General features: G+C 69.6%; 22 protein-coding genes and 1 pseudogene. 9 read left to right on the top strand and 14 right to left on the bottom strand.

Annotation, left to right across the window (positions count from 1 at the left end):
- Nucleotides 1-69 precede the first annotated feature (69 nt).
- Together ACIBTM_RS28555 and ACIBTM_RS28550 are read right to left on the bottom strand one after the other, a co-directional pair.
- A complete protein-coding gene (locus ACIBTM_RS28555) occupies nt 70-1,227 on the bottom strand; it encodes a serine hydrolase domain-containing protein (protein WP_395880229.1) in 1,158 nt (385 codons plus the stop codon).
- A 92-nt stretch (nt 1,228-1,319) separates the two neighbouring features.
- Nucleotides 1,320-1,679, bottom strand: coding sequence for a nitroreductase/quinone reductase family protein (locus ACIBTM_RS28550; protein ID WP_395880228.1), 360 nt, complete (start codon nt 1,677-1,679; stop codon nt 1,320-1,322).
- A gap of 98 nt (nt 1,680-1,777) precedes the next feature.
- Here ACIBTM_RS28550 and ACIBTM_RS28545 point away from each other — a divergent pair, with 98 nt between their 5' ends.
- Complete coding sequence (locus ACIBTM_RS28545) at nt 1,778-2,383, top strand: TetR/AcrR family transcriptional regulator (protein ID WP_395880227.1); 606 nt, start codon at nt 1,778-1,780, stop codon at nt 2,381-2,383.
- Between the two features lies 1 nt (nt 2,384).
- On the opposite strand, the gene ACIBTM_RS28540 is transcribed toward ACIBTM_RS28545, so the two are convergent.
- Nucleotides 2,385-3,020 (bottom strand): TetR/AcrR family transcriptional regulator, encoded by a 636-nt coding sequence (locus ACIBTM_RS28540; RefSeq protein WP_395880226.1) that lies wholly within the window; start codon nt 3,018-3,020, stop codon nt 2,385-2,387.
- Between the two features lie 79 nt (nt 3,021-3,099).
- On the opposite strand from ACIBTM_RS28540, the gene ACIBTM_RS28535 reads away from it, so the two are divergent.
- Together ACIBTM_RS28535 and ACIBTM_RS28530 are read left to right on the top strand one after the other, a co-directional pair.
- On the top strand, nt 3,100-4,056 hold the full coding sequence (locus tag ACIBTM_RS28535; protein ID WP_395880225.1) for a zinc-binding dehydrogenase: 957 nt from the start codon (nt 3,100-3,102) through the stop codon (nt 4,054-4,056).
- Nucleotides 4,057-4,140: 84 nt separating this feature from the next.
- Nucleotides 4,141-5,202, top strand: a complete 1,062-nt coding sequence (locus ACIBTM_RS28530; protein WP_395880224.1) for a hypothetical protein — start codon at nt 4,141-4,143, stop codon at nt 5,200-5,202.
- Between the two features lie 13 nt (nt 5,203-5,215).
- Here the strand turns inward: ACIBTM_RS28530 and ACIBTM_RS28525 are convergent, their stop codons facing one another.
- The gene (locus ACIBTM_RS28525; protein ID WP_395880223.1) at nt 5,216-5,809 is read right to left on the bottom strand and encodes a TetR/AcrR family transcriptional regulator; all 594 of its coding nucleotides are present in this window, start codon (nt 5,807-5,809) and stop codon (nt 5,216-5,218) included.
- Between the two features lie 72 nt (nt 5,810-5,881).
- Between ACIBTM_RS28525 and ACIBTM_RS28520 the strand changes: the two genes are divergently transcribed.
- From ACIBTM_RS28520 to ACIBTM_RS28510, 3 genes are read left to right on the top strand one after another with little or no spacing between them, the layout of a single operon-like run.
- The gene (locus ACIBTM_RS28520; protein WP_395880222.1) at nt 5,882-6,718 is read left to right on the top strand and encodes an arylamine N-acetyltransferase; all 837 of its coding nucleotides are present in this window, start codon (nt 5,882-5,884) and stop codon (nt 6,716-6,718) included.
- Nucleotides 6,719-6,720: 2 nt separating this feature from the next.
- Entirely contained in the window at nt 6,721-8,304 is a 1,584-nt protein-coding gene (locus tag ACIBTM_RS28515; RefSeq protein ID WP_395880221.1) for a phytoene desaturase family protein, read from the top strand.
- Nucleotides 8,305-8,315: 11 nt separating this feature from the next.
- Entirely contained in the window at nt 8,316-9,374 is a 1,059-nt protein-coding gene (locus tag ACIBTM_RS28510) for an NAD-dependent epimerase/dehydratase family protein (RefSeq protein ID WP_395880220.1), read from the top strand.
- Here the strand turns inward: ACIBTM_RS28510 and ACIBTM_RS28505 are convergent.
- From ACIBTM_RS28505 to ACIBTM_RS28490, 4 genes and pseudogenes are all read right to left on the bottom strand, one after another.
- A complete protein-coding gene (locus ACIBTM_RS28505; protein ID WP_395880219.1) occupies nt 9,371-9,814 on the bottom strand; it encodes an SRPBCC family protein in 444 nt (147 codons plus the stop codon). The genes ACIBTM_RS28510 and ACIBTM_RS28505 overlap by 4 nt on opposite strands.
- Nucleotides 9,815-9,896: 82 nt before the next feature.
- On the bottom strand, nt 9,897-10,946 hold the full coding sequence (locus ACIBTM_RS28500) for a tartrate dehydrogenase (protein WP_395880218.1): 1,050 nt from the start codon (nt 10,944-10,946) through the stop codon (nt 9,897-9,899).
- A gap of 69 nt (nt 10,947-11,015) precedes the next feature.
- A pseudogene (locus tag ACIBTM_RS28495) lies at nt 11,016-11,504 on the bottom strand (LysR substrate-binding domain-containing protein); the annotation flags it as partial.
- Complete coding sequence (locus ACIBTM_RS28490; protein ID WP_395880217.1) at nt 11,459-11,896, bottom strand: LysR family transcriptional regulator; 438 nt, start codon at nt 11,894-11,896, stop codon at nt 11,459-11,461. The gene ACIBTM_RS28490 and the pseudogene ACIBTM_RS28495, both read right to left, overlap by 46 nt.
- A gap of 144 nt (nt 11,897-12,040) precedes the next feature.
- On the opposite strand from ACIBTM_RS28490, the gene ACIBTM_RS28485 reads away from it, so the two are divergent.
- On the top strand, nt 12,041-13,378 hold the full coding sequence (locus ACIBTM_RS28485; RefSeq protein ID WP_395880216.1) for a GntP family permease: 1,338 nt from the start codon (nt 12,041-12,043) through the stop codon (nt 13,376-13,378).
- Between the two features lie 10 nt (nt 13,379-13,388).
- Here ACIBTM_RS28485 and ACIBTM_RS28480 read toward each other — a convergent pair whose 3' ends face one another.
- From ACIBTM_RS28480 to ACIBTM_RS28460, 5 genes are read right to left on the bottom strand one after another with little or no spacing between them, the layout of a single operon-like run.
- Complete coding sequence (locus ACIBTM_RS28480; protein ID WP_395880215.1) at nt 13,389-13,793, bottom strand: hypothetical protein; 405 nt, start codon at nt 13,791-13,793, stop codon at nt 13,389-13,391.
- Nucleotides 13,794-13,813: 20 nt separating this feature from the next.
- Nucleotides 13,814-16,741 carry a WXG100 family type VII secretion target gene (locus ACIBTM_RS28475; protein ID WP_395880214.1) on the bottom strand — a complete coding sequence of 976 codons (2,928 nt, stop codon included), beginning with the start codon at nt 16,739-16,741 and terminating at the stop codon, nt 13,814-13,816.
- Nucleotides 16,741-17,052 carry a hypothetical protein gene (locus ACIBTM_RS28470; RefSeq protein WP_016333370.1) on the bottom strand — a complete coding sequence of 104 codons (312 nt, stop codon included), beginning with the start codon at nt 17,050-17,052 and terminating at the stop codon, nt 16,741-16,743. The genes ACIBTM_RS28475 and ACIBTM_RS28470 overlap by 1 nt, the downstream gene beginning before the upstream one ends.
- Nucleotides 17,053-17,057: 5 nt before the next feature.
- Complete coding sequence (locus ACIBTM_RS28465) at nt 17,058-17,321, bottom strand: acyl carrier protein (RefSeq protein ID WP_395880213.1); 264 nt, start codon at nt 17,319-17,321, stop codon at nt 17,058-17,060.
- Nucleotides 17,314-18,963 carry a fatty acyl-AMP ligase gene (locus ACIBTM_RS28460; RefSeq protein ID WP_395880212.1) on the bottom strand — a complete coding sequence of 550 codons (1,650 nt, stop codon included), beginning with the start codon at nt 18,961-18,963 and terminating at the stop codon, nt 17,314-17,316. The genes ACIBTM_RS28465 and ACIBTM_RS28460 overlap by 8 nt, the downstream gene beginning before the upstream one ends.
- Nucleotides 18,964-19,156: 193 nt before the next feature.
- Here ACIBTM_RS28460 and ACIBTM_RS28455 point away from each other — a divergent pair, with 193 nt between their 5' ends.
- A complete protein-coding gene (locus ACIBTM_RS28455) occupies nt 19,157-20,281 on the top strand; it encodes a S1 family peptidase (protein ID WP_395880211.1) in 1,125 nt (374 codons plus the stop codon).
- A 103-nt stretch (nt 20,282-20,384) separates the two neighbouring features.
- Here the strand turns inward: ACIBTM_RS28455 and ACIBTM_RS28450 are convergent, their stop codons facing one another.
- Nucleotides 20,385-21,224, bottom strand: a complete 840-nt coding sequence (locus tag ACIBTM_RS28450; protein WP_395880210.1) for a helix-turn-helix transcriptional regulator — start codon at nt 21,222-21,224, stop codon at nt 20,385-20,387.
- Nucleotides 21,225-21,341: 117 nt separating this feature from the next.
- Between ACIBTM_RS28450 and ACIBTM_RS28445 the strand changes: the two genes are divergently transcribed.
- Nucleotides 21,342-22,400 carry an aldo/keto reductase gene (locus ACIBTM_RS28445; RefSeq protein ID WP_395880209.1) on the top strand — a complete coding sequence of 353 codons (1,059 nt, stop codon included), beginning with the start codon at nt 21,342-21,344 and terminating at the stop codon, nt 22,398-22,400.
- Nucleotides 22,401-22,402: the final 2 nt, after the last annotated feature.

Raw genomic sequence — 22,402 nt, 5'->3', positions numbered from 1 at the left:
CTTGCGCTAGACGCAAGCAAGGGGGCCTTCATGTACCTCAGCCGCCCAACCCGCCTCGTGAGTGGCGGATCAGCCGCGGCCGCAGAGCGCGTGGTCGATCACCGGCTCGATCGGATGCACCTCCGGCAGCGGGGCACCGGGGTTGTACGGCGTGAGGGTGTTCAGCGAGACCATCACGCTGCGCTTGCCGTCCTCGGTCACTCCGTTGCCCGTCAGGTACCCGGGCAGCGCGCCGCCGTGGCCCCAGTAGTCGCCGCAAGAGCTCGTCGCCTTCCGGAGGCCGAGCCCGTACTCGCCGAGCCCCTCCGCGGGGACGGTCTTCTTCATTTCGGCCAGCTGCGCGGGTGCGAGCACCTTGCCGCCCAGCAGCGCCCGCAGGAACTTGTTGCCGTCCTCGGTGGTGCTGTTGATCGAGCCGTCCGCTCCCCCGCCCATCGACGGATTCATCAGCGTCACGTCCACCCGACGTCCGAGCAGCGGCGGATTCGACCCCTCGACGACGAACCGGTCGTAACCCCGCGCGTGCGGGGCCGGGATGAACGGCGACGTGTGGGGCAGGGTGGTCTCGCGCAGGTCCAGCGGGCGGACGATGCGGTCGATGATCTCCTGCCGCCAGTCCCGGCCGGTCACCTTCTCGGTCACCAGCCCGGCGAGCACGTAGTTGGTGTTGGAGTAACCCCAGCTCGTCCCCGGCGCGAACTCCGGCGGCTTGCCGACCGCCAGTTTCACCGCCTCGGACGCGCTGAGCTCGTCGAACCGGTGACGCAGAAAGCCTTTCTCGGTGAAGAGATCGAGTTCCGCCATGTAGTCGTGCAGACCGCTGGTGTGCTGCAGCAACTGCCGGATGGTGATGGCCTTGCCGTCGTTGCCGTTGCCGCTCACCACCCCGGGCAGCCACCGGTCCACCTTGTCCTCCAAGGAAAGCCGCCCCTCACCGACGAGCTGGAGCATCGTCGCGGACAGGAACGTCTTGCTGAAACTGGCGATCCGGAAGTGGCCGTTCCACGGCATCGGGGTCCTGGTCCGCAGATCGCCGTGGCCGCTGCGCACCTTGAGGCTTCCCTTGTCCGTGCTCACCTCCATGAGCACACCGGGTGAACCGTTCGCCACGAGCGTGTCTGCGTCGCGTTGCAGTGTCCGCTGCAGCGGTGGCGCCGCGGACGCGACGGCCGGGGAAACGAGCGTTGCCGCGCAAAGTACGGCGATGACCACTGAAGTTCGTTTCATACCGGCAAAACTACGAAGCCGCGGCGCACCGGGCATCGGCTTGGAGGACGATGTCGCCTCCCTCCCCGGTACTAACCGGCCACAGGGTCACCTCAGGGTTTCAGGTCCATCCGGAGGAATACGGTGACGCGGAGGAGTTTCGGCGGACGGGTCGCGCCGTCGGGGAATTCGTCCGCCCCGACGAGCCGTGGACCGGTGAGGTCCACTTCCCGCCCGTCGATCCGAAGCCGCGCTTCCCCCGCGGCCATGATGTTGCGCACCCAGTCCGCGTCCGGGCCGTACACCGGGACGAAGAGGTAGCCGCCGTCCACGGGATGCGCGTCGAGCGGCGTGTGGTGGGTCTTTCCCGAGGTGCGGCCGACGTGGATCAGCACCGGGTACTTCCCGCCGGCGATCGCGCGGGGGTTGAAGACCCGCTTGTTGACGTGGCCCCACCATCTCGGCATCGGCATCGCGCGCTCCTTTCGATAGCCTTACGCTCGTAAGGCTGACTTACGCCTGTAAGGTTGTCAACGTGCCGCCTCGCCGATCGCTCACCAGGGAACGAGTATTGAAAGCCGCGATCGAAGTCGCCGATCGCGGCGGCGTGGAGGCGATGACGATGCGCCGCGTCGCGCAGCACCTCGGCGTGGAGGCGATGTCGCTGTACCACCACGTGCCGAACAAGGACGCGATCCTCGACGGCGTGGTCGACACGGTGTTCGCGGCGATCGAGCTGCCCGGCGCCGAAACCGGCGACTGGCGTGAGGCCATCCGTGTACGCGCTTCGTCCGCACGCGCGGTGCTGTCGCGGCACAGCTGGGCACTCGGCCTGATGGACTCCCGCCGGAATCCAGGGCCGGCGACACTGCGCCACCACGACGCCGTCTTGGGTGTGCTCCGGCGGGCGGGATTCACCCTCCCGATGGCAGTGCACGCGATCTCGCTCATTGACAGCTACATCGGCGGCTTCGTACTACAGGAGGCGAATCTCCCGGCGAGCGAAGAAGTCGCGGAGGTGGCCGACGACATCCTGGAGCAGCTGCCGCCGGGCGAATTCCCTTATCTGGCCGAGGTGATCACCGGCCACGCCCGGCAGCCGGGCTACGACCACACGAGCGAATTCGGCTACGGCCTAGACCTCATCCTGGAAGGCCTCGAAGCCCGCCGGAAATGACTCAGCGGGTCATCCCCGGAATCACGAGAGCGAGCCGTGCCACCGGCGGCAGCGGCGACGGCTCCGGGATGGCCCGGAAGGCCTGGATCACGAGCGCGGCGAACCGCCGGGACGCCGCGACCTGCGCGGCCGCCGAAGCGGCCTGGATCCCGTTGTTGGCCATCAGCATGAGGATCAGGTCGTCGAGGACGAAGTCGGAGCGCAGCTTCCCGGCGTCCTTGGCCCGGACGGCCAGCTCGGCGATCGCCTTGAGCGCGTAGTCGCGGTCCGCGGTGAAGTCCACCGCCTTGGGAAAGGCCGAGACGAAGGCGGCCGTGAAACCCCGGTCGCGCGAGTGCAGCTCGCAGATCTTCTCGATCACGGAACAGAAGCCGCGCCACGGATCGGGATCGGCGAGCCCATCGTCGACGACGACGTGGCAGGTGCGCATCTGCTCGGCGAAGGCCTCCGTCGCCAGGATCTCCTTGGTCGGGAAGTGGCGGTACAGCGTGGCCGGACCCACTTCGGCGCGGCGCGCGACTTCCCGCAGAGGCACGTTCAGGCCTTCGGTGGCGAACAGCGCGCGAGCCGCTTCGAGGATGCGTTCACGGTTGTCCAGGGTGTCGGAGCGCGGGATCCGAGGCAAACGATCGGTCACCACTCTCACTTTAGCCAAAACGGACGGGGGCGTCCGTTAACGTCGGAAAATCAGTGATCGACGACCAGGAGACGAAGAAATGCGAGCAGTCGAGATCCGGACGTTCGGCGCCCCTGAGGGCCTTGCCGTGATCGACGTCCCCGTTCCCGTTCCCGCCGAGGGAGAAGTGCTGATCGGCGTGGAAGCGATCGGCGTCGGCGGCGTCGACACCGTGATCCGGAGCGGCGCCCTGGCCGGTTTCGGTTTCGAGGAAGGGCACATCCCCGGCAACGAGGTGGCGGGCACCGTCGCCGCGGTCGGCGGTGGTGTCGATCCGGCCTGGATCGGGCGGCGCGTCTGGGCGTTCACCGGTGAGGGCGGCGGCTACGTCGAACAGGTCGCCATCCCGGCCGAAAAGGTCGTGCCCCTCCCCGAAAACCTGCCCGCCGCCGACGCGGTGGCGCTCGGAACCTCCGGCATGGTGGCCCGGTTCGCGCTCGCCCACGCCCATTTCGCGGCGGGTGAATCGGTGCTGGTGCGCGGGGCGGCGGGCAGCATCGGGATCATGGCCGTACAGCTCGCGGCGAGCGGCGGCGCGAGCGCCGTGGCGGTGACGACGTCCTCGGCCGAACGCGGCGACCGCCTGCGCGAGCTGGGCGCGACCCACGTCCTCGACCGCTCCGGCACGGGGGACGGCCCAGCGGGTTACGACGTCGTCATCGACATCGTGTCCGGTGTGGACATGCCGTCCTTCTTCGAAAGGCTGAACCCGAACGGCCGCATGGTCGTCGTCGGTGTGGTCGCGGGAATGCCGCCGGCGGACTTCGGCGCGAAGCTGATGGCGACGTTCCGGAAGTCCCTGTCGTTCGCCGTCTTCAGCGCGGACTCGATCCCCGAGCCGGATCGGCGGGCGGCGAGTGCGGACCAGTTCGCCGCGGCGGCGCGCGGTGAACTGCGGTCCGTGGTGCACGAGCTGCTGCCCCTGGAGAAAGCCGTTCTGGCGCACCGGAAGATGGACGACGGCGAGGTCTTCGGCAGGATCGTGCTGACCCCGTAGACAGCTCCATTGTGGAGCGCGCCCTGTCACCCGGTCAGTGCAAGTTTCCCCATCGCGTGCGCTCTCGCACTAGGCTGCCCACTCGTGCCCGATCCGATACCCGAGGGACCCGGCTTCACGGCGGTCGACCTACGACCGCTCACCGAGGGCGAGGGCACCGGCGCGTACTGCGTGAACGACGCGGGGACGATCGTGGGCGAGTCGGGTTCGCGGCCGGTTCGGTGGGATGGCGACGGTGCTCCCACGCCTCTGCCGGTCCTCGACGGCTGTTCCGGCGGGCGCGCGGTCAGCGTCAACGCCGCGGGACTCGTCGCGGGCTCGCTCTACGTCGGCGAGCATCTCCGGCCGGTGTGCTGGCGCCCCGACGGCCGGGTGCGTGCGCTCGAACTCCCCGACGGCGTGCTCTCCGGCACCGTCTGCCGGGTGAACGAACGCGGATCGGTGCTGGGCAACGTGATGTGGCCGGGCTACCGCTGGCGGGCGCTGCGCTGGGGACCCGGCGGCGAGGCCGTCGAACTCGACACCCTTTCCGGCGGTGGCGAGACGCAAGGGCATGACCTGAACGGTCTGGACGAGGTCGTCGGATCGGCCAAGAACGGCACGGGCACCCTGACCGCGGTGCGCTGGACGTCCACCGGGAAGATCAGCAAACTGCCTCCGCCCCGCCGAGCGACGGCCTGCGGGATCACCGACTCCGGTGCCATCCTCGGCGACGGGGTGGTGTGGAACCGTGACGGGGGCACGATCCTGCTGACCGGCGAGCCGGAGTTCTCCGCGGGACAGGTCGTCCGGATCACCGCGCGCGGTGTCGCGATCGGCTGGGGTGTGACCGCGGACCGGCGCGGCACCTGCGCGCGCTGGGCTCCCGACGGACGCCCCACCATGCTCCGGCCCTTGCCTTCGCACGACGCCAGCACGTGTTTCGACATCGACGACGCAGGGACGGTCGTCGGCGAATCCGCCGGCCAGGGCACGGTGCGGCCGGTCCGCTGGGACGCGGACGCGACGCCGCTCCCGCTTCCGTCGCCTCGCGGGCTCACGGCGATCGTGGCCCAGCACATCAACGCGAACGGCACCGTCATCATCGGCTACGGCTTCGCCGCGGACAACTCCACTTATCGCGGGATCGCCTGGCACCGCTCGTGAACGCGACGGCTCGTCACGCTGTCGCGAGGTCGATCGCGCGCCGCATGGCCTCATCGAGCGGGGTCCCGAGCCGGAGGGCGGTCAACCCGGCGGCGAAGATCGCGCCGGTGACGGCGCCGACCATCGCCGCGGCGTCGAGCTCGTCGAGCTCGCCCTCGCAGGCTCGGCACAGGGCGGCCGATAGCCGCTGCTGAGCGTCGAACGCCCGCTGCAGCATCGTCGCGCGCAACGACGGCACCGACGTGATCAGCTCCAGGCGGATCCGCTCCGGCTCGCCGGCCGGGTCACGGAGCCCGGCCCCCGCCTCGGCCAGCATCCGGAGCATCGCCCGCCGCAGAAGCCCGGCCGGCGTCTCGTCCGCCTCACGCGCCATGAACACGTCCAGCCCCGCGTCCAGGATGTGCGAGCCGTCTTCGGTGAGGAGCAGGTCCTCCTTTGTGGCGAAATGATTGAAGAACGTCGCGGTGGACACCTCGGCGGCCGCGGCGATCTCGGCCGTGGTCGTCCGGTCGTAGCCCTGCCGTGCGAAGAGCCGGTACGCGGTTTCGATCAACGCCTTCCGAGTGCGTTGTTTCTTCCGCTCGCGCAAGCCCGCCGGTTCGGTCATGAACCCAGCATACTAGATGGGCTCTAAAATTAGAGTTACTCTAGTTTTAGCGTCCACTGGGAGGAGAGGCACATGACCATCGACGCGTTCCTCGACCGGCTGGAGTACCGCGAGCCCGTCCGGCCCGATCTGGCCACCCTGCGGAACCTGCACCGCGCGTGGCGGCTGCGAGTGCCCTACGAAAACCTCGACGTCCAGCTCGGGAGGCCGATCCTGCTCACCCCGGACGCGTTGATCGACAAGTTCGCGCGCCGCGGCCGTGGCGGTCTCTGCTACGAAATGAACGGAGCGCTCGGGCTCTTGCTGAAGGCCGCCGGATTCGCGGTGACGATCGTGGAGGGCGCCATCCTGCGCTCGACCCGCGGCGAAGGCCAATGGGGCAACCACATCGCCCTGCTGGTCGACGTCGACGGCGAATCCTGGCTCGCCGACACCGGCATCGGGGACGCGTTCCTCGAGCCGCTCCCCTTGCGGGAAGGCACGCACCAGCAAGGAGAACTGCCGTTCCGGATGGAACGTCTCGGCAGCGCGACCTGGCGGATGCACCACCATCCCGGCGGCACGATCGACTCCTGCGACTTCCGCACCGCGCCCCGCGAGCTCGCCGAGTTCGCCGAACGGGCCGGGACCAGGTCGCCGGACTCCGTGTTCGCCAAGGTGCTCGTGGCGCAACATCATCGCGACGGCCACGAGCTCGCTCTTCGCGCGCGCACGGTCAGACGCGGCGACGGAGACCGCCGCACCCTGTCCTCCCTGGACGAATTCGCCGCGACACTGCGGGAATTCCGGGTCCCGTTGGAGGACATCGGCGCCGGCGAACTGGCCGCCCTGTGGACCAGGACCGAGGAACAGCACGAGACCTGGCTGGCCTTTCAGGGATTGAACCAGCGCGTCCGGGGTATGCCCTGATCATGGAAGTCGACGCCGTCGTGATCGGGTCGGGGCCGAACGGCCTGGTCGCGGCCAACCTGCTGGCCGACGCGGGCTGGGAGACGCTGGTCATCGAGGCGACGCCGAAGCCCGGCGGTGCGGTCCGGACCGAAGAACTCACCGCGCCGGGTTTCCGGAACGACGTCTACAGTGCCTTCTACCCGCTCGGAGCGGCCTCACCGGTGCTCGCCGGTCTGGGCCTCGAGGAGCACGGCCTGCGGTGGCGGCACGCCCCGGCGGTGCTGGCGCATGTGCTGCCCGACGACCGGTATGTCCTGCAGTCCCGCGACCTCGAACGCACCGCGCGCTCCGTCGCGGAGTTCGACGAACGGGACGCGGACAACCTGCGGGCCGAACACGCGAGCTGGCGGCGTCTGCGCGAGCCACTGCTGGACGCGATCGTGCGTCCCTTTCCGCCGGTTCGGCCGGGAGCGCGGCTGCTCAAGACGCTCGGCACCGCGGAATCGTTCCGGCTGGCGAGGATGCTGACGCTGACCGCTCGCGGCCTCGGCAAGGAGAAATTCGACGGTGCGGGCGCCCGGCTGCTGCTCGCGGGCAACGCGATGCACACCGATCTCGGCCCGGACCAGGCCGGAAGCGGTGTGTTCGGCTGGCTGCTGACCATGCTCGGCCAGGACGTCGGGTTCCCGGTCCCGGAGGGCGGGGCGGGCCGGTTGACCGACGCGCTGGTGAACCGCCTGACCGCCAAGGGAGGCCAGATCGTCTGCGATACACCGGTCACCGAGGTGACGCTCTCGGGCGGCCGGGCGGTGGGTGTCCGTGACGCGGGCGGACGGCCGGTCCGTGCCCGCCGGGCCGTGCTCGCCGACGTCCCCGCTCCGGTGCTGTACCGGGATCTCGTCGGTGCCGAGCATCTGCCCGCGCGGCTGGTTTCCGATCTGGACCGGTTCGTCTGGGACGACGCCACGATCAAGGTGGACTGGGCGTTGTCCTCACCCATCCCTTGGAGCGCCGCCGAAATCGGACAGGCGGGGACCCTCCACATCGGAGCGGATCTCGACGGGCTCGCCGGGATCGCCAACGATCTCGCCTGCGGGCGGGTGCCCCGCGACCCCTTCCTGTTGCTCGGGCAGATGACCACCGCCGACCCGGCCCGCTCCCCCGCCGGAACCGAATCGGCGTGGGCCTACACCCATGTGCCGAGGGGCGAATCCTGGCCGGATTCCCGGTTGCGGCGCCACGCCGACCGGATGGAAGAGGTCGTCGAGAGGCACGCGCCCGGCTTCCGGGACCTGATCGCCGGCCGCGCGATCGCCGGGCCCGCCCAGCTGCGGAAAGGAAACCACAGCCTGGTGGAAGGCTCGATCAACGCCGGGACCGCGGCGATCCAGCAACAGCTCTTCTTCCGGCCCGTCCCCGGTCTCGGCCGGGCCGACACTCCGATCGACCGGCTCTTCCTGGCGTCCGCCTCGGCGCATCCCGGCGGGGCGGTGCACGGCGCGCCCGGGTCGAATGCCGCCAGGGCCGCCCTCGCCAGGGACGGCTGGGCCGGTTCCGTCTACCGGGCGACGGTGCGTGCCGCGCACCGCGCCGTCTACCGATGAGGACGCCGCGGATGAAGATCGTCGTCACCGGCGCGAGCGGGAACGTCGGGACCGCCTTGCTCCGGGCTCTGCGCGGAGAGGGCCACGAGGTGGTCGGGGTGGCACGCCACCGGCCCGATACGAGCGCCGCGCCCTATTCGTCGGCCCGCTGGGTCCAGCAGGACGTCGGCGCGAACGACGCGTGGGAGGCACTGACCGAGGTCTTCGACGGTGCGGAAGCGGTCGTGCATCTCGCCTGGGCGATCCACCCGCGCGCGGACGATCCGGCGATGCGCCGCACCAACGTCGCGGGTAGCGCGAACGTCCTGCGCGCGGCCGCCGACGCCGGCGTGGAGCACATCGTGTGCGCGTCCTCGGTCGCCGCCTACACCCCGGCCGCCCGCCGGCGCGAGGTCGACGAGGACTGGCCCTGCGGCGGGCTCACCGGAAGCGCCTATAGCGAGGGAAAAGCGGCTTTCGAGACACAGCTGGACGAGTTCTGCCGTCATTACCCGGACATCGGCGTGGCACGGATCCGCCCGTGCGGTGTCGTGCAGCCGGACGCGGCGGCCGAGTTCTCCCGATGGCTGCTCAGCCCGCTGGCGCCGCCGTTGCCGCTCGGCTGCGACTGGCTCCCGGTGCCCTTGTGGCCGGGACTGCGGATGCAGATCGTGCACTCCGACGATGTGGCGCAAGCGATCCTGGCGATCCTCGACCGGCGCGCGACCGGGGCGTTCAATCTCGCCGGTGAGCCGGTGCTGAAAAGCCGCGACCTGGCCGGGCTGGCAGGCGGGATCAGGATTCCGGTACCGCTGAAGCTCCTGACCGCGCTGGCCTGGCCGAGCTGGCGGCTGGGTCTGCAACCCCTGCACCCGTCCTGGTTGCACCTGGCCGACAGAGCGTCCCTTGTGGACACTCGACGCGCCCGGGAGGAACTCGGCTGGCGGCCGCGGCACGACTCGGCGGCCACGATCACCGAACTCCTCGCCGCCATCCGTACCGGGCGCCGCGGCGGGAGCCGCCCCCTCGACCCGCCGCGGGACCGGATCCGGTTCGGCAGGCCGAGCCATCAAGACCAGTCCGCCGGCTAAGCCGCCGCGCGCCCCTTTGCGAGGTCCGCGAGACGTCGTAAGGATTCCCGGTTCCGCGGCACCAGGAAGAGCGCCTGCGCCGCCTCCGGCAACACCCGGCCCGGCCCGCGGGTCGCCTGCTCGGACATCAGGATCTCCGTGGTCCCCGGCTCGGTTTCCCGCAGTTCCAACCGGATCCGGGCGGTGCCGAACGGCCAGGCCCGCGCCTCGAGTTCGAGCAGCCGCGGCGGGTCGGCGACGTGCACCTTGGTGACGTCGTCGAGCAGGACGGGCCAGGACCCGACACAGTGCTGGATGCGCGTTCCCCGCGCAGGCCAGCCCTTGTCCACGTCACGGATATGGGAGGCGCCCACCACCCAGGCCGCGTAGGTCCACCCGTCGGCGAGCACCTCGAACACGCGCTCGGGAGAAGTGTCTACCGTCATCTTCACGTCGACCATGAACCATCCCGCCCCGATACCGGTCAGCCCTGCCTCACCCGGAGTGAATACCCTGCGGCGGCAAGGGCAAACCCGTACGCGCTCAGCCCACCCGGTCCAGCACCGCCCGCGTGTACGCGTCGGTGCCGGCCGTACCGCCGAGATCGACGGTGCTGACGCCGTCTGCCAGCGCGCCGAACGCGGCGGCCAACAGTTCCTCACCCGCTTCGGGGTGTCCCAAGTGGTCGAGCATCATGGCCGCGGACCACAAGGCGCCCAACGGATTCGCCTTGCCCTGTCCGGCGATGTCGGGAGCGGAGCCGTGCACCGGCTCGAACATCGACGGGAATTCCCGCTCCGGGTTGAGGTTCGCCGCCGGGGCGACCCCGATACTCCCGGCCACCGCGGCCGCCAGATCGCTCAGGATGTCACCGAAGAGGTTGGAACCGACGATCACGTCGAACCGTTCCGGTGCCAGGACGAGCTTCGCGGCGAGCGCGTCGATGTGCTCCTTTCCGGTGCGCACGTCCGGATGCCGCTCCGCCACCTCCTCCACCAATTCGTCCCAGAACGGCATCGTGTGGACGATCCCGTTGCTCTTCGTCGCCGAAGTCACGTGGTTCCGGCGGGTCTTGGCCAGTTCGTAGGCGTACTCGACGACGCGCGTGACCCCCTTGCGGGTGAACACCGCCTCCTGCACGGCCAGTTCGTCTTCGGTGCCCCGGCCGAGCCGCCCGCCGATCTCGGAGTACTCGCCCTCGACGTTCTCGCGGACCACGACGAGATCGACGTCTCCGGCGCCGCGCAACGGGCTCGGCACCCCGTCGAGCACCTTGACCGGCCGCAGGTTGACGTACTGCCGGAAGCCGCGCCGGATGGGGATCAGCAACCCCCACAACGACACGTGGTCCGGCACCCCCGGCCAGCCGACCGCGCCCAGCAGCACGGCGTCGTGCCGCCGGATCCGGTCGAGCCCGTCGGACGGCATCATCGCGCCCTCGGCGAGGTAGCGCTCGCAGGACCAATCGAAGGAGTCGTAACGGAATTCGATCCCGTGCCGCTTGCCGACGGCGGCGAGCACCGCCTGTGCGGGCGGCAGCACCTCGGCGCCGATGCCGTCGCCGGGGATGAGCGCGATGCGGTAACTGGTCATGGGTCCAGTTGACGTCGGAGCGGGCCCGTGCGTCCAAGACCCAGTTGCTGCCGCGTTGAGAGGCTGCGCCTATCTGCCGGCCACCGCCAGGCCGTGGAAGGCCGCCGCGGCCGGGCTCAGCCGCCCCGGCCTGTGCACCAGCGACACCGCCAGCGAATCGGGGCAGTCGAGTGCCCGCACGGCCGCCCCCGCCGCTTTCGCCAGCGCGCGCCAGGAATCGGTGACCACCGCGATGCCGACTCCGGCGAGGACGAGCGGCAGAACGGTTTCCCGGTGTTCCACTTCGACGGCGAACCGGCTGCCGGGAGCTTCACGAAGCACGGCGTCCGCCACGCGGCGCATCCCCGTGCCCTGCTGGCCGACGATGAGCGCGGCCCCGGCGAGTTCGGCGGGGCGGACCGGGTCCGCGGCGGGCAGTGCCGCCTCGTCGCGGGCCAGCAAGGCGAAGCGCTGGGTCTCCAGGTGCGACGCCTCGAGGCCGGGCAGCGCCGCGGCCGTCGGCGAGGCCGCGATCAGGCCGAGTTCGGCGTCGCCGGTGGTAGCATCTTCCCGACGTCGGCGGGTGTGCTCGCCGCGCGGACGGAGATCCGCACCAGCGGGTTGGCGGCGGCGAAGGCGGCGATCAGGTCGGTGAGCGGGCTGATCGACTGCGACGGCATCGAGGCGATGACCAGCTCCCCGCCGAGGAGACCGTCGACTGCCTCGACCGTCGCCCTGGCGAGCTCCAGCCCGCGCATGACCTCCCGCGCGGGCGCCACGAGCGCGTGCCCTGCCGCCGTCAGCACCAGGCGGCGGCCGGTCCGGTGGAACAGGAGGCTCCCGAGGTCCCGTTCGAGCGTGCGCAAGGCCTGGGAGACCGACGGCTGGGCGACGAAGAGCAGCTCAGCCGCCCGGTGGACGCTTCCGGCGTCGACGACGGCCAGGAAGTACTTCAGCTGACGGGCATCCACTCCGGCCTCCTCGCGGTCGATAGTCGAGGCCTATCAGCTTGCCAGCTACCCGGTCTTGGACCGGCGAGCCACCCGAAGGGCTTACTGGGTCGCTACGAGGGTCGGCACCGGCGCCGTCCCGTCGCGAGTTCCGAGGAGGGCACCGTGTCCGATGCCTGGCTCCTTGCCCACACCGGTATCGCCATCGTGGGCATCGTCGTGATGATCACCTGGCTCAAGACGCCCCCGATCTTCGGCCTGCTGATCGGCGCCACCTATCTGGGGCTCGCCACGGGGCTCGGGGTCCACGGCACGACCGAAGCGCTCGCCGCCGGATTCGGTGACGTGATGGCCGAGATCGGCATGCTCATCACCTTCGGGGTCGTCATCGGTTCGCTGCTCACGGCCACGAACACCCTGCATCGCGTCCTCGAACGGCTCTTGGGCGTCTTCGGGGAGAAGCGGGTGCCGATGGTGTTCGCGGTCTCCCTGTCGACCGTGTTCACGTCGATCTACTCCGACGTGGTCCTGGTGCTCACCGCGCCGCTGGCCCGGCGCCTCGGCGGCAGGCTGGGGCCGAGGGGTGTCGCGCTCATGGGTGGCGCGCTGACCGCGGGGATCGAGGTCGGGCTCGTGTTCGTCGTCCCCGGGGTGGCCGCGCTCGCCGTCGCGGGACTTCTCCGGGTGCCGCTCGGCGAGATGTTCCTGTTCGGGCTGGCCGTCGGTCTCCCGACCGCGGTGCTCACGACGCTCGTCTTCAGCGTGCTGCTACGCCGGGGGCTCCGGTGGAATCCGGCCGTCGACGAGCTCAAGACCGATATCGGCGGAGAAACGGCGGTCACCACCGCCTCCGCCCGGCAGCTGCCGTTGTCGCTGTCCGTCTCCCCGGTGCTGCTGACCCTGTCGTTGATCGCCCTCGGCGCGCTCGCGGACGCCTTCCGCTTCCCGTTGGGACCGGTCTCGCTGCTGAGCGAGCCGGTGATCGCGATGGCGATCGGCGCCGGCCTCGCGCATCTGCTCGCCCGGCGCGTCCTTCCCTCGCACGAAGTCAACGCGGCCGTCGGCAAGGCGCTGGCGATGGCCGGCCCCATTCTCGTGCTGTCCGGGCTCTCCGGATCGGTGGCCGAGGTGATCGGCAAATCGGGGCTGCGCGACGTGCTGGCGAGTTCGTTCGGCACCGGTTTCCTGCCGCCCTTGGTACTCGTCTGGCTGATCGCCGCCGTCCTGCACATCGCGATGGGGTCCATCTCGATCTCCGCGATCACCGCGGCGGGCATCCTCGCGCCGATCGCGGGCTCACTCGGCGTCCCGGTGGTGCTGGTGGCCCTCGCCGCCTGCTCCGGCGCGCTGTTCCTCCCTCACGTGAGCAGCAACTTCTTCTGGATGTTCCAATCCTTGCTCGGGCTGAGCACCCGGGGCACGTTCAAGACCCACACTGTCGCCATGTCACTGGCGTCGGTGATCTCACTCCCGATCGTGCTGGTGCTCGGCCTCGTCGTCTGACGTCGCGAAGTCAGTCGCGCCAACGGTTGTTGAGGAAGGCGTCGTCCTCGTCGTCAGCAGGGGCCGGGCGGGCACGAGGAGCGCGCCGAGGCGTGTCCCGCGCCGGGCGGGCGGCGGGCGGCGGCTCCGAGGTGAACGGAGCCGCCATGTCCACGGGGTCGTCTTCGAACGCCGACGCGTTCCCCGGCTGCGCGTGCGACCGGTCGGTGCTCCAACCGGACTTCGTCTTGCGCTGCCCCAGTTCCCGCCGGTGCTCGACGTACCGCTGGGCGGTCTGGACCTGTTTGGTCATGAACTCCTGCGAGCTGGCCTTGATCTCGTCGGCACGCTGATCCCGCAGTGCCCGGCGCTCCGACTGCTCGCGGACGAGACCGTCCAGAGTCGCCCTCATGGCGGCGGTGTCATCGGCGCTCATCTGTTCTCCCCTGCCCCGGCTCACCGCTTGCGGGTGACCGACTGATCCTCATCGTCCAGCAACGACCCGGTGATCCGGCCGGTGGGTTCGTTGATCTGGTCGAACACCTCGCCCTCGATCCGGTACGCGCGGTTGGTCCGTTCCTGGTCTCCGCCGCCCTGGCCACCCGCTCCGCCGGCACCCATGCCACCCATCGGAGGCATCGCGCCGCCACCGAACGACTGGCTTGCCGTGCCGCTCATCGGAGCGGACGGGGCACCCGCGGCCACATGCTGCGGCTGCTGTGTCCCGCCTCCGGTGTGCACGCCCTCGGTCAGCGGCTGACCGGCCGCGGGACTCGCGGATTCGAAGGGCATCGACGGTGCCGAAGCACCACCGCCACCGAAGCCACCACCGCCACCGCCACCGATGTCACCGCCCCGGATCCCGTCGGGGACGGTCCCGCCGCCGCCTTGATGCGGGGTGAACGCCGGCTTGGAGTCGGGCTGCACCGTCCCGGTGACGGGAGTCGCCGGATGCGATGCCTTGTCCGTGGCGGGTTTGTCCTCGCCGAGGGTGTACGTGGTCGGCTTGCCGGTGCCGTCGTCGACGGTGACGACCGTCGGCCCGGACGGGCCGTCTGGACGTTCGGCGGTGATCTTCACATCGCCGTCCTGGATGTGGATCTTGCCGTCCGGCCCCGGACGGTGGACGCCGTCCTTGTCCGGCTTCCCGTCGTCCGAGCCGGGAGTGGAGCCCAGCTTGGACTCGTCGCCGTCGCCGGTCCAGTCGAGCTTGAAGTCCTTGGCGGGCCCGGAACCGTCCCCGACCTTGATCTCCATCTCGCCGTCTTTGTCCGGCTCGGTCATCTCGAAGGTCTTGTCGCCCTGCTTGACCTTGAGGGTCTCGCGTTCGCCGTCCTCGGCCTTGTCGCCGTCCTCACCGGGTTTGTCACCGGCCAGCTTGTCGCCGCCTTCACCGGGCAACTCGTCGCCGAGCTTGTCCAAGGCTTCCGAAGCCTTCTTCTTCGCCTCGTCCGCGGACTTCTCGGCATCCTTCGAGTCGCCGTCCTTGGAATCGCCGTCGCCCATGCCGCCAGGGGCGTCACCCAGCTTGTTCAGCGCGTCGGAAGCCTGCTTCTTCGCCTCTTCAGTGGCCTTCTCCGCCGCCGCCTTGGCGTCGGCCGCGGCGTCCGTGTTGCCACCGCCACCGGGACCACCGCCGGTGCCTCCGCCGCCCGGACCGGAACCGCCGGAACCCCCGAGGTCGCCACCGGCCGGACCGTCGCCCAGTTTGCCCAGCGCCTCGGAAGCCTGCTTCTTGGCGTTTTCGGCGGCCGCCGCTGCCTGCTTCTTCGCCTCTTCGGCGGCGGCCTTCTGCTCGTCGCCGTTCGACGGCGGCGGGACCGAGCCCGAAGGTGACGTCTGGTCCTTGCTCGGGTCCGGACCGCCGCCGGGGCCACCGCCGGAACCGCCTTCGGGGATGTTCACGTCCGGGACCGGCGGGGGCTTGACCTGCCCTGCCGGACCGGTGCCACCACCCGGACCGGAACCACCCGATCCGGGACCACCACCGGTGCCGCCCTCGGGGCCGCCGCCCGGTCCACCGCCGGTGCCGCCGGTGAAGTCCGGCCCCTTGCCCGAACCACCGGGGCCACCGCCAGGGCCACCACCCGGCCCACCGGTTCCCGAACCGCCGTTGTCACCACCGGAACCACCCTGACCACCGGTGAAGTCCGGGCCCTGGCCACCGGGTCCGCCGCCCGTGCCACCGGGGCCGCCCGCGCCGCCGGCGCCGCCCTTGTCACCCGCGCCTTCGAACTCGTTCTTGACCTTGCCCATCACCTTGTCGAGTTCGTCGTAGGCCTGGTCGACGAATTCCTTGGTGTCCTTGCAGGACTTGGCGAAGCCCTCGTAGATGACGGTCCACATCTCGGGGATGAACTGCCGCTGGATCCACTGCTTGGCGAGGTTCTGGCCAGCCTTCTTGAACTCGTCGTCGTCGCAGCAGCCGTCGTTGTTCAGCTGCTGGACCAGGTTGGAGCCGAAGTTGACGTCCATCCAGCCCGCGATCGCGCCGAGGTCTTCCTTGCCGCTCTTCTCACCGGCGGCGATGGCGATGACCTTCTGCGCCATCGGGAAGTCCGCTTTGCCGACGATCTCCTTGTAGAGATCGATGACCGTGTCGGCCTTGCCCTTGCACAGCTTGAACACCGTCGCGCTGGTGTGCAGCGTCGCTTCGCTCGCGTTGTTCAGGGTCTCGGAGAGTTTCTTGGCCTTAGGGAGGATCTTCTCGTTGTAGTTGTCCGAGGAGGCGTCCGCGGCATCGCCGGTCCACGTCCCGTAGAGGGTGTTCAGCTGGGAACCGGTGTCGTCGATGGTCTTCTGAACGGTCTTCGAACCGGTCTTGAAATGGGCGGCGTCGTCGACGAAGTTCTGGAAGCTGATGCCGCGCTGCTCGTCGAACGGCTTCCTGATGTCCTTTTCGATGTCAAGCGCGCGGGTGGTGCCCCGGCAGTCTTCCGGGAGCTTCGCCAGCAGCGAGCCGAAGGTTTCGAAGACCTTGAGAGCGGGCGCGGCGGCGTCGAAGATCTCGTCCGAAGTCTTGGTCCCGGCGCCGTCGGCGGTGGGTTCCTTGGTGTCGTCGAGCTTCTTGTTCCCTTCGTCGACGGCCTTCTTCTCCTCCTTCCGGTTGAAGCTGGCCTGATCGCCCGCGCCCTTCGCGCTGTCGTAGACCTTGTCGAGGTCGTCGTCGTAGGGCAGGAACGGAAGGGCGTTGTAGGACGCCGCGTACTTCTCGGCTTCCTTGCGCTTCTCCTTGATCTCCTCCGGCTCCTGGTCCGCCGTCCACGGCGGGGGCGCCGGATGCGTCCGCATCCACGAGCCGATGAGCTTGGTCTTCTGCTCGGTGGGAACGGCCGGGTCGTCGAGGACGGCCTTGACGTCGGTCCAGGTGGTTTTGGTGGCCACTAGCGCATCCCCGTCTTGGTGATCTTGTTCTTCTGCTCGTCCTCGTTGGTGCCGTACGCGGTGCCCGCGGTGCCGAGGTTCGTGCCGAACGAGCCGAGCGTGGTGCTGTACCCCTGGACCGACGCCCACAACGCCGCCACGCCGTCGGTGTACTTCTTCGCGTGGTCGCCGTGCGCCTGGCCGAAACCGGCCGCGTTCACCGGAGTGCTCGACAGATCCGGGTTGTCTTCGAGCAACTGCTCTGTCAGCTTTCCGATGTTCTTCGACGCCGATGAAAGCGCATCGGTCGCCGCGGTGAAGCCCCCGCTCATTCTTTTCAGCGCCTTTCGTCGGATGCGTCGGCTTTACCGCCGAGTGCCTCTTCGAGCACTTCGGCCACCGACCCGATGTCGGTGAACCGGTCCAGCTGGTCCAGGTCAATCCTCACGTCGTGGTAGATCTCCAGCGCCGACAGGAGTTTTATCCGTCCCTTGGAGTCGATACCCAGCTCTTCGAGCGGCGCGTCGGACTCGATTTCGGCGGGATCAAGCCGAAAAGTCTCACTGACGACCTTCACGACCTCCGCGCGGTGATCACCCACGGGGCCGACTATAACGCGCCTTCGCCGCGGCCCGCGCGACCTTGCCACTGGAAGTGCGCGGAAGGTCACCGGAGGGAACCAGACGGACAGATCGCAGCGTCAGATCATGTTCCCGTGAAACGGCGCGCAATACCACTCTCGTCACTTCTTTGACATCCGCTTCGGCGTTCTTTGCCCATTCGGCTACCAACATCGCCCCTTCGCCCCTTTCGTCCGAGACACCGAATGCGGCGACGCGGTCGCGGCGGATCGCCGGATGCGCCTCCCCCGCCACCGCTTCGATGTCCTGCGGATGGAAATTACGGCCGTCGATGACGATGAGATCCTTGAGCCTGCCGGTGATGTAGAGGTCGCCGCGGTGGAACACGCCGAGGTCACCGGTGCGCAGCCAACCACCGACGCCGTCGAGTTCGCCCCCGAACGCGGCGGCGTCACCGCGGCCCCAGTACCCCGACGCGACGTTCGGCCCGTGGATCCAGATCTCCCCGACGAGGCCGTCGGGCCGCGCCACGCCGTCGCCGACGATCCGGACCCGCTGGCCGAGCGGGCGCCCGACCGAGACGAGTTCCTGGCCCTCCGCCACCTCGATCGCTTGGCCCTGCGCCAAGGTTTCTCTGTCGAAGACCGCGCTCCGCGGTCCCTCGACGCCCGCGCTCGCGACGTACACAGTGGCCTCGGCCAGTCCATAGGAGGGACGGTGCGCTTCGGCGCGGAACCCCCGCGGGCCGAAGGCCTCTAGGAAACGCGCGACCGTCCGCGGCTGGACCGGCTCGGCGCCGTTGAGCGCGACCCGGACGTCGGAGAGATCGAGGTCGTCCCCAGCTTCTTCGGCGGCTTCGACGGCAAGGTCGAACGCGAAGTTCGGCGCGGCGGTGAACACGGCCGGGTGATCGGCGAGCTGACGCAGCCAGCGCACGGGGCGATGCACGAATTCGGCGGGCGACATGAACACCGATCGCGCTCCCGCGTGGACCGGCAGGCACAACAGCTGGATCAGGCCCATGTCATGGAAGAACGGGATCCATCCGGCACAGGTCGTGCGCTCGTCGACGGCGTAGGCCCGGCTCGCCTGCCAGCAGGCCGCGGCCACCGCCCGGTGCGGGATCACGGCACCGGCGGGCTCCCGGGTCGACCCGGACGTGTACTGCAGATACGCGGGGCTTTCCGGCGCGACGGGAAGCGGATCGATCCCCGGCCCGGAGAGTTCGTCGACCACGATCAGGTGGTCCGGCTCGCCGGCTTCGCGCACCTTCGAGGCGGCGGCCGAAGAGGTCAGCCAAACCCTTGCGCCGCAGTCCGCCAGCACACCGGCGAGCCTGCCGCGCTGGGAAGGGCTGCCCGGCGCCATCAACGGCACGGCCACCAGGCCGGCGGCGAGTGCGCCGAAGAAGGCCAAGGGATAGTTCAGGTCCTGGCCGGTGAGCACGGCGACACGATCACCCGGCCGAGTGACCAGGCGCAGTGCGCCCACGACCACTCGCACCCGGGCGACGAACTCCGTCCAGGTGACCGTGCTGTCCACACCGGCACCGTGGTCCTGGTGCGTGAACAACGGCCGATGGTCGGCCTCACGAGCGAACAGCCGCTCGACGATCGAGGTGCGCAGCACCTGCTCCGGCACATCCTCCGGCGACGCGGTCATGTTCCGCAACGTACTGGAACCGTGGCGGGAGCGCGCGGAGGGCCCATTGGCCGACTGTCCTAAGTAGACAAAAATCGGCGTTCGCTCTTGTGAATTACGGACAGAAGACCGGACATTCCTCGCCCTTTCCCCGGTCACGGCCCCACACTCGGCGGGCAGTGTGTTTCTTTCCCCCGGCCTTGGAGGAGTAACCATGCGTCGAAGAATCGCCCTGGCACTCGGCGGCGCCGCCGTCCTGACCGCGAGTCTCACTTCAGCCGCCCTCGCCCCGGTCGCACAGGCATCCCCCGGATTGCTCGCCGCGATGCAGCGGGACCTGGGGCTCACCGCCGCGCAGGCCTCGACCCGGCTCACCCAGGAAATGACCGCCTCGCGGGTGCTGCCCGCCGCGCAGCGGGCCGCCGGCGCGGCGTTCGGCGGCGCCTGGTTCGATCCGGCGCGCGGTGAACTCGTCGTCGGGGTGACCGACCCCGCGGCGGCGTCCGCCGTCCGGGAGGCCGGTGCCGAACCCACCGCGGTCGCGATCAGCGCGGCCCAGCTCGACGCGGCGAAGGCCGAAATCGACTTGTCGGCCAAGACCCGGCCCGCCCCCGCCGCCGTCAGCGGCTGGCGCGCCGATCCGCGCAGCGGCAGCGTCGTGGTCGCGCTGCGGCCGGGCGCGCATGGTTCCGACGTCGACGACTTCCTGGCCAGGGCAAGGAAATCCGGTCCGGTCACGGTGGTCACCGCGCCCAAGGCCGAACCGTTCGCGGCCGGTACCGTCGGCGGCGACCCGTATTACATCAACGGGAACACCCGCTGCTCGATCGGCTTCAGCGTCCACGGTGGATTCGTCAGCGCCGGCCACTGCGGCGGCATCGGCAGCTCGGTCGTCGGCTGGGACGGCTCGGCGATGGGCAGCTTCGCCGGTTCTTCCTTCCCCGGCAACGATTACGCGTTCATCCGGATCGGCAACGGCTGGTGGACCGCGCCGGTCGTCCTCGGCTGGGGCACCGTGAGCGACGCGCTCGTCCGTGGCTCGTGGGTCGCACCGGTCGGCACCTCTGTGTGCCGATCCGGTTCGACGACGCACTGGCACTGCGGCACCGTGCTGGGGCACAACGAGACGGTCAACTACTCGCAGGGCGCCGTCCACCAGATGACCCGCACCAACGTCTGCGCCGAACCCGGCGACTCCGGCGGCTCCTTCATCACCGGTGACCAGGCGCAAGGCGTCACCTCCGGCGGCTGGGGCAACTGCGGTTCCGGCGGTGAGACCTGGTTCCAGCCGGTGAACGAGATCCTGCAGAACTACGGCCTGTCCCTCGTCACCGCCTGACGAATAGAGATCACGCAGTCCGTGAAGGCCTCCTTCACTACCTTCAGGGTGGCAAGGAGGCCTTCACGGACACGCGATCGAATAGGCGCGGTACGCGCATCGCCTACTGCCGTGGCAGGGCGAACAACCGGTCCAGCGCCAGGCGGCTTTCTTCGGTCATGGCGCGGTAGATCACGAGACGCTGGCCCTGATCCTCAAGAGGGATGAGCACCTCGTAATCCAGTTCGACCACACCGGCCTCGGGATGACGCATCACCTTGCGCCCGCGGCCGTTGACCTTGACGTCGCGTTCTGCCCACAGCCGCGCGAATTCCTCGTCGGCGGTGAATTCGGCGATCAGCTCGGTCAAGCCCTGATCGTCCGGATGCGCGGCCCAAGCGGCGCGCAGATGGGCGATCCCCTCCCGCACGACACGTTCACGATCCGCGTAGAACTCGTGGATCTTGGGATGTTTGAGGCACAACCACATCGAATTCCGCTGTGACGGCGGCAGAGTGCCGAAATCCACCAGCAGTCTCGCCATTTCGTCGTTCCACGCCAGGATGTCGTAGCGGTGGTTCATCAGCATGGCGGGTAGCGGCGACAGATCCGCGACCAGCCGGGCCAGCGCCGGTGCCGCGGTGGTGGCGAGCTTGCCGTCGTCGCGGGGACGCTGCCTGGCCAGATCGAAGAGGTAGGCGCGTTCGTCGGGAGCCAAGCGCAGCGCCCTGGCGAGCGCCTCCACGACGTCCGCCGAGGGCCGCAGCCCACGGGCCTGTTCCAGCCGCACGATGTAGTCGACGCTGACCGCCGCCAGTTCGGCGACCTCTTCGCGGCGCAGTCCCGGGGTCCGCCGGGACCGACGGCGCGACGGCAGGCCGAATTCGTCCGGGTCCAGGCGTTCACGCCGGGTCCGCAGGAACGCGGCCAGCTCCTGTGCCGTGTCCACGGCGGAAGTCGTCATACCGGCTCCAACAGCCAGGGTGGGACCCGTGTTCCCAGGAAGCGCTCTCCCTTATCCCTCGTTCGCGGCGGTCGCAGACTCGGCTTCGACAACGGAACACGAGCACAGGAGGACCCGATGTCGCTCCCCCTCGACACCTACCGGCTGCTGGGCCGGTCCGGGCTGCGGGTTTCCCCGCTGGCCCTGGGCGCGGCGACCTTCGGCACGGACTGGGGCTGGGGCGCCGAGCAGGATGAGGCACGCAAGCTGTTCGACCGCTACGTCGAACGCGGCGGCAACTTCATCGACACCGCCAACACCTACACGAACGGCAGCTCCGAGCGGCTGCTGGGCGAATTCGCCCGCGACCGCCGCGAAAGCCTCGTGCTGGCGACGAAGTACACGGTCTTGCGCCGCCCTGGCGACCCGAATTCCGGGGGCGGCCAGCGCAAGAGCCTGTTCGCGTCGGTGGAAGCCAGCCTGCGGCAACTGGACACGGACTACATCGATCTGCTTTACCTGCACCTGTGGGATTTCACGACCCCGGTCGAGGAGATCCTGCGCGGGATGGACGATCTGGTCCGGCAGGGCAAAGTCCTGTACGTGGGGATCTCCAACACCCCGGCTTGGGAGGTGTCGCGTATGCAGGCGATCGCCGACCTGCGCGGCTGGTCGCCACTGATCGCGCTGCAGATCGAGTACAACCTGATCGAGCGCACCGGGGAACGTGACCTGATCCCCATGGCCCGCGAGATGGGACTGGGCGTGGTCCCCTGGTCGCCGCTGGCCGGCGGGGTGCTCACCGGGAAGTACAGCCGAGGCGACATGTCCGCGACGCCGTCCGAAGACGGCACCCGCAAGAACTTCAACCTCGCCTTGGGCACACTCACCGAGCGCAACCTCGCCATCGTGGACGTCGTGAAGGAGGTCGCCGCGGACCTCGGCCGCACCCCCGCCCAGATCGGGCTGGCCTGGACCTTGCGGAACCCGGGCGTGACGGCACCGATCATCGGCGCCCGCACCACCGAGCAGCTGGAGGACAACCTCGGCGCGCTGGAAGTCGAGCTCACCGCCTCGCAGCTGGCCCGCCTCGACGAGGCCTCCGCGATCGAACTCGGTTTCCCGCACGAGTTACTCGCCAGGGACTCGACTCTCGCGCTGACCCGCGGCGACATGACGATCGAACCACGCCGCTGACC

The sequence above is a fragment of the Amycolatopsis sp. NPDC049868 genome (assembly GCF_044461365.1).
Classification (GTDB): Bacteria; Actinomycetota; Actinomycetes; order Mycobacteriales; family Pseudonocardiaceae; genus Amycolatopsis.
Note: the sequence above shows the minus strand (reverse complement) of the source record. Positions and strands in the feature narration are given on the sequence as shown.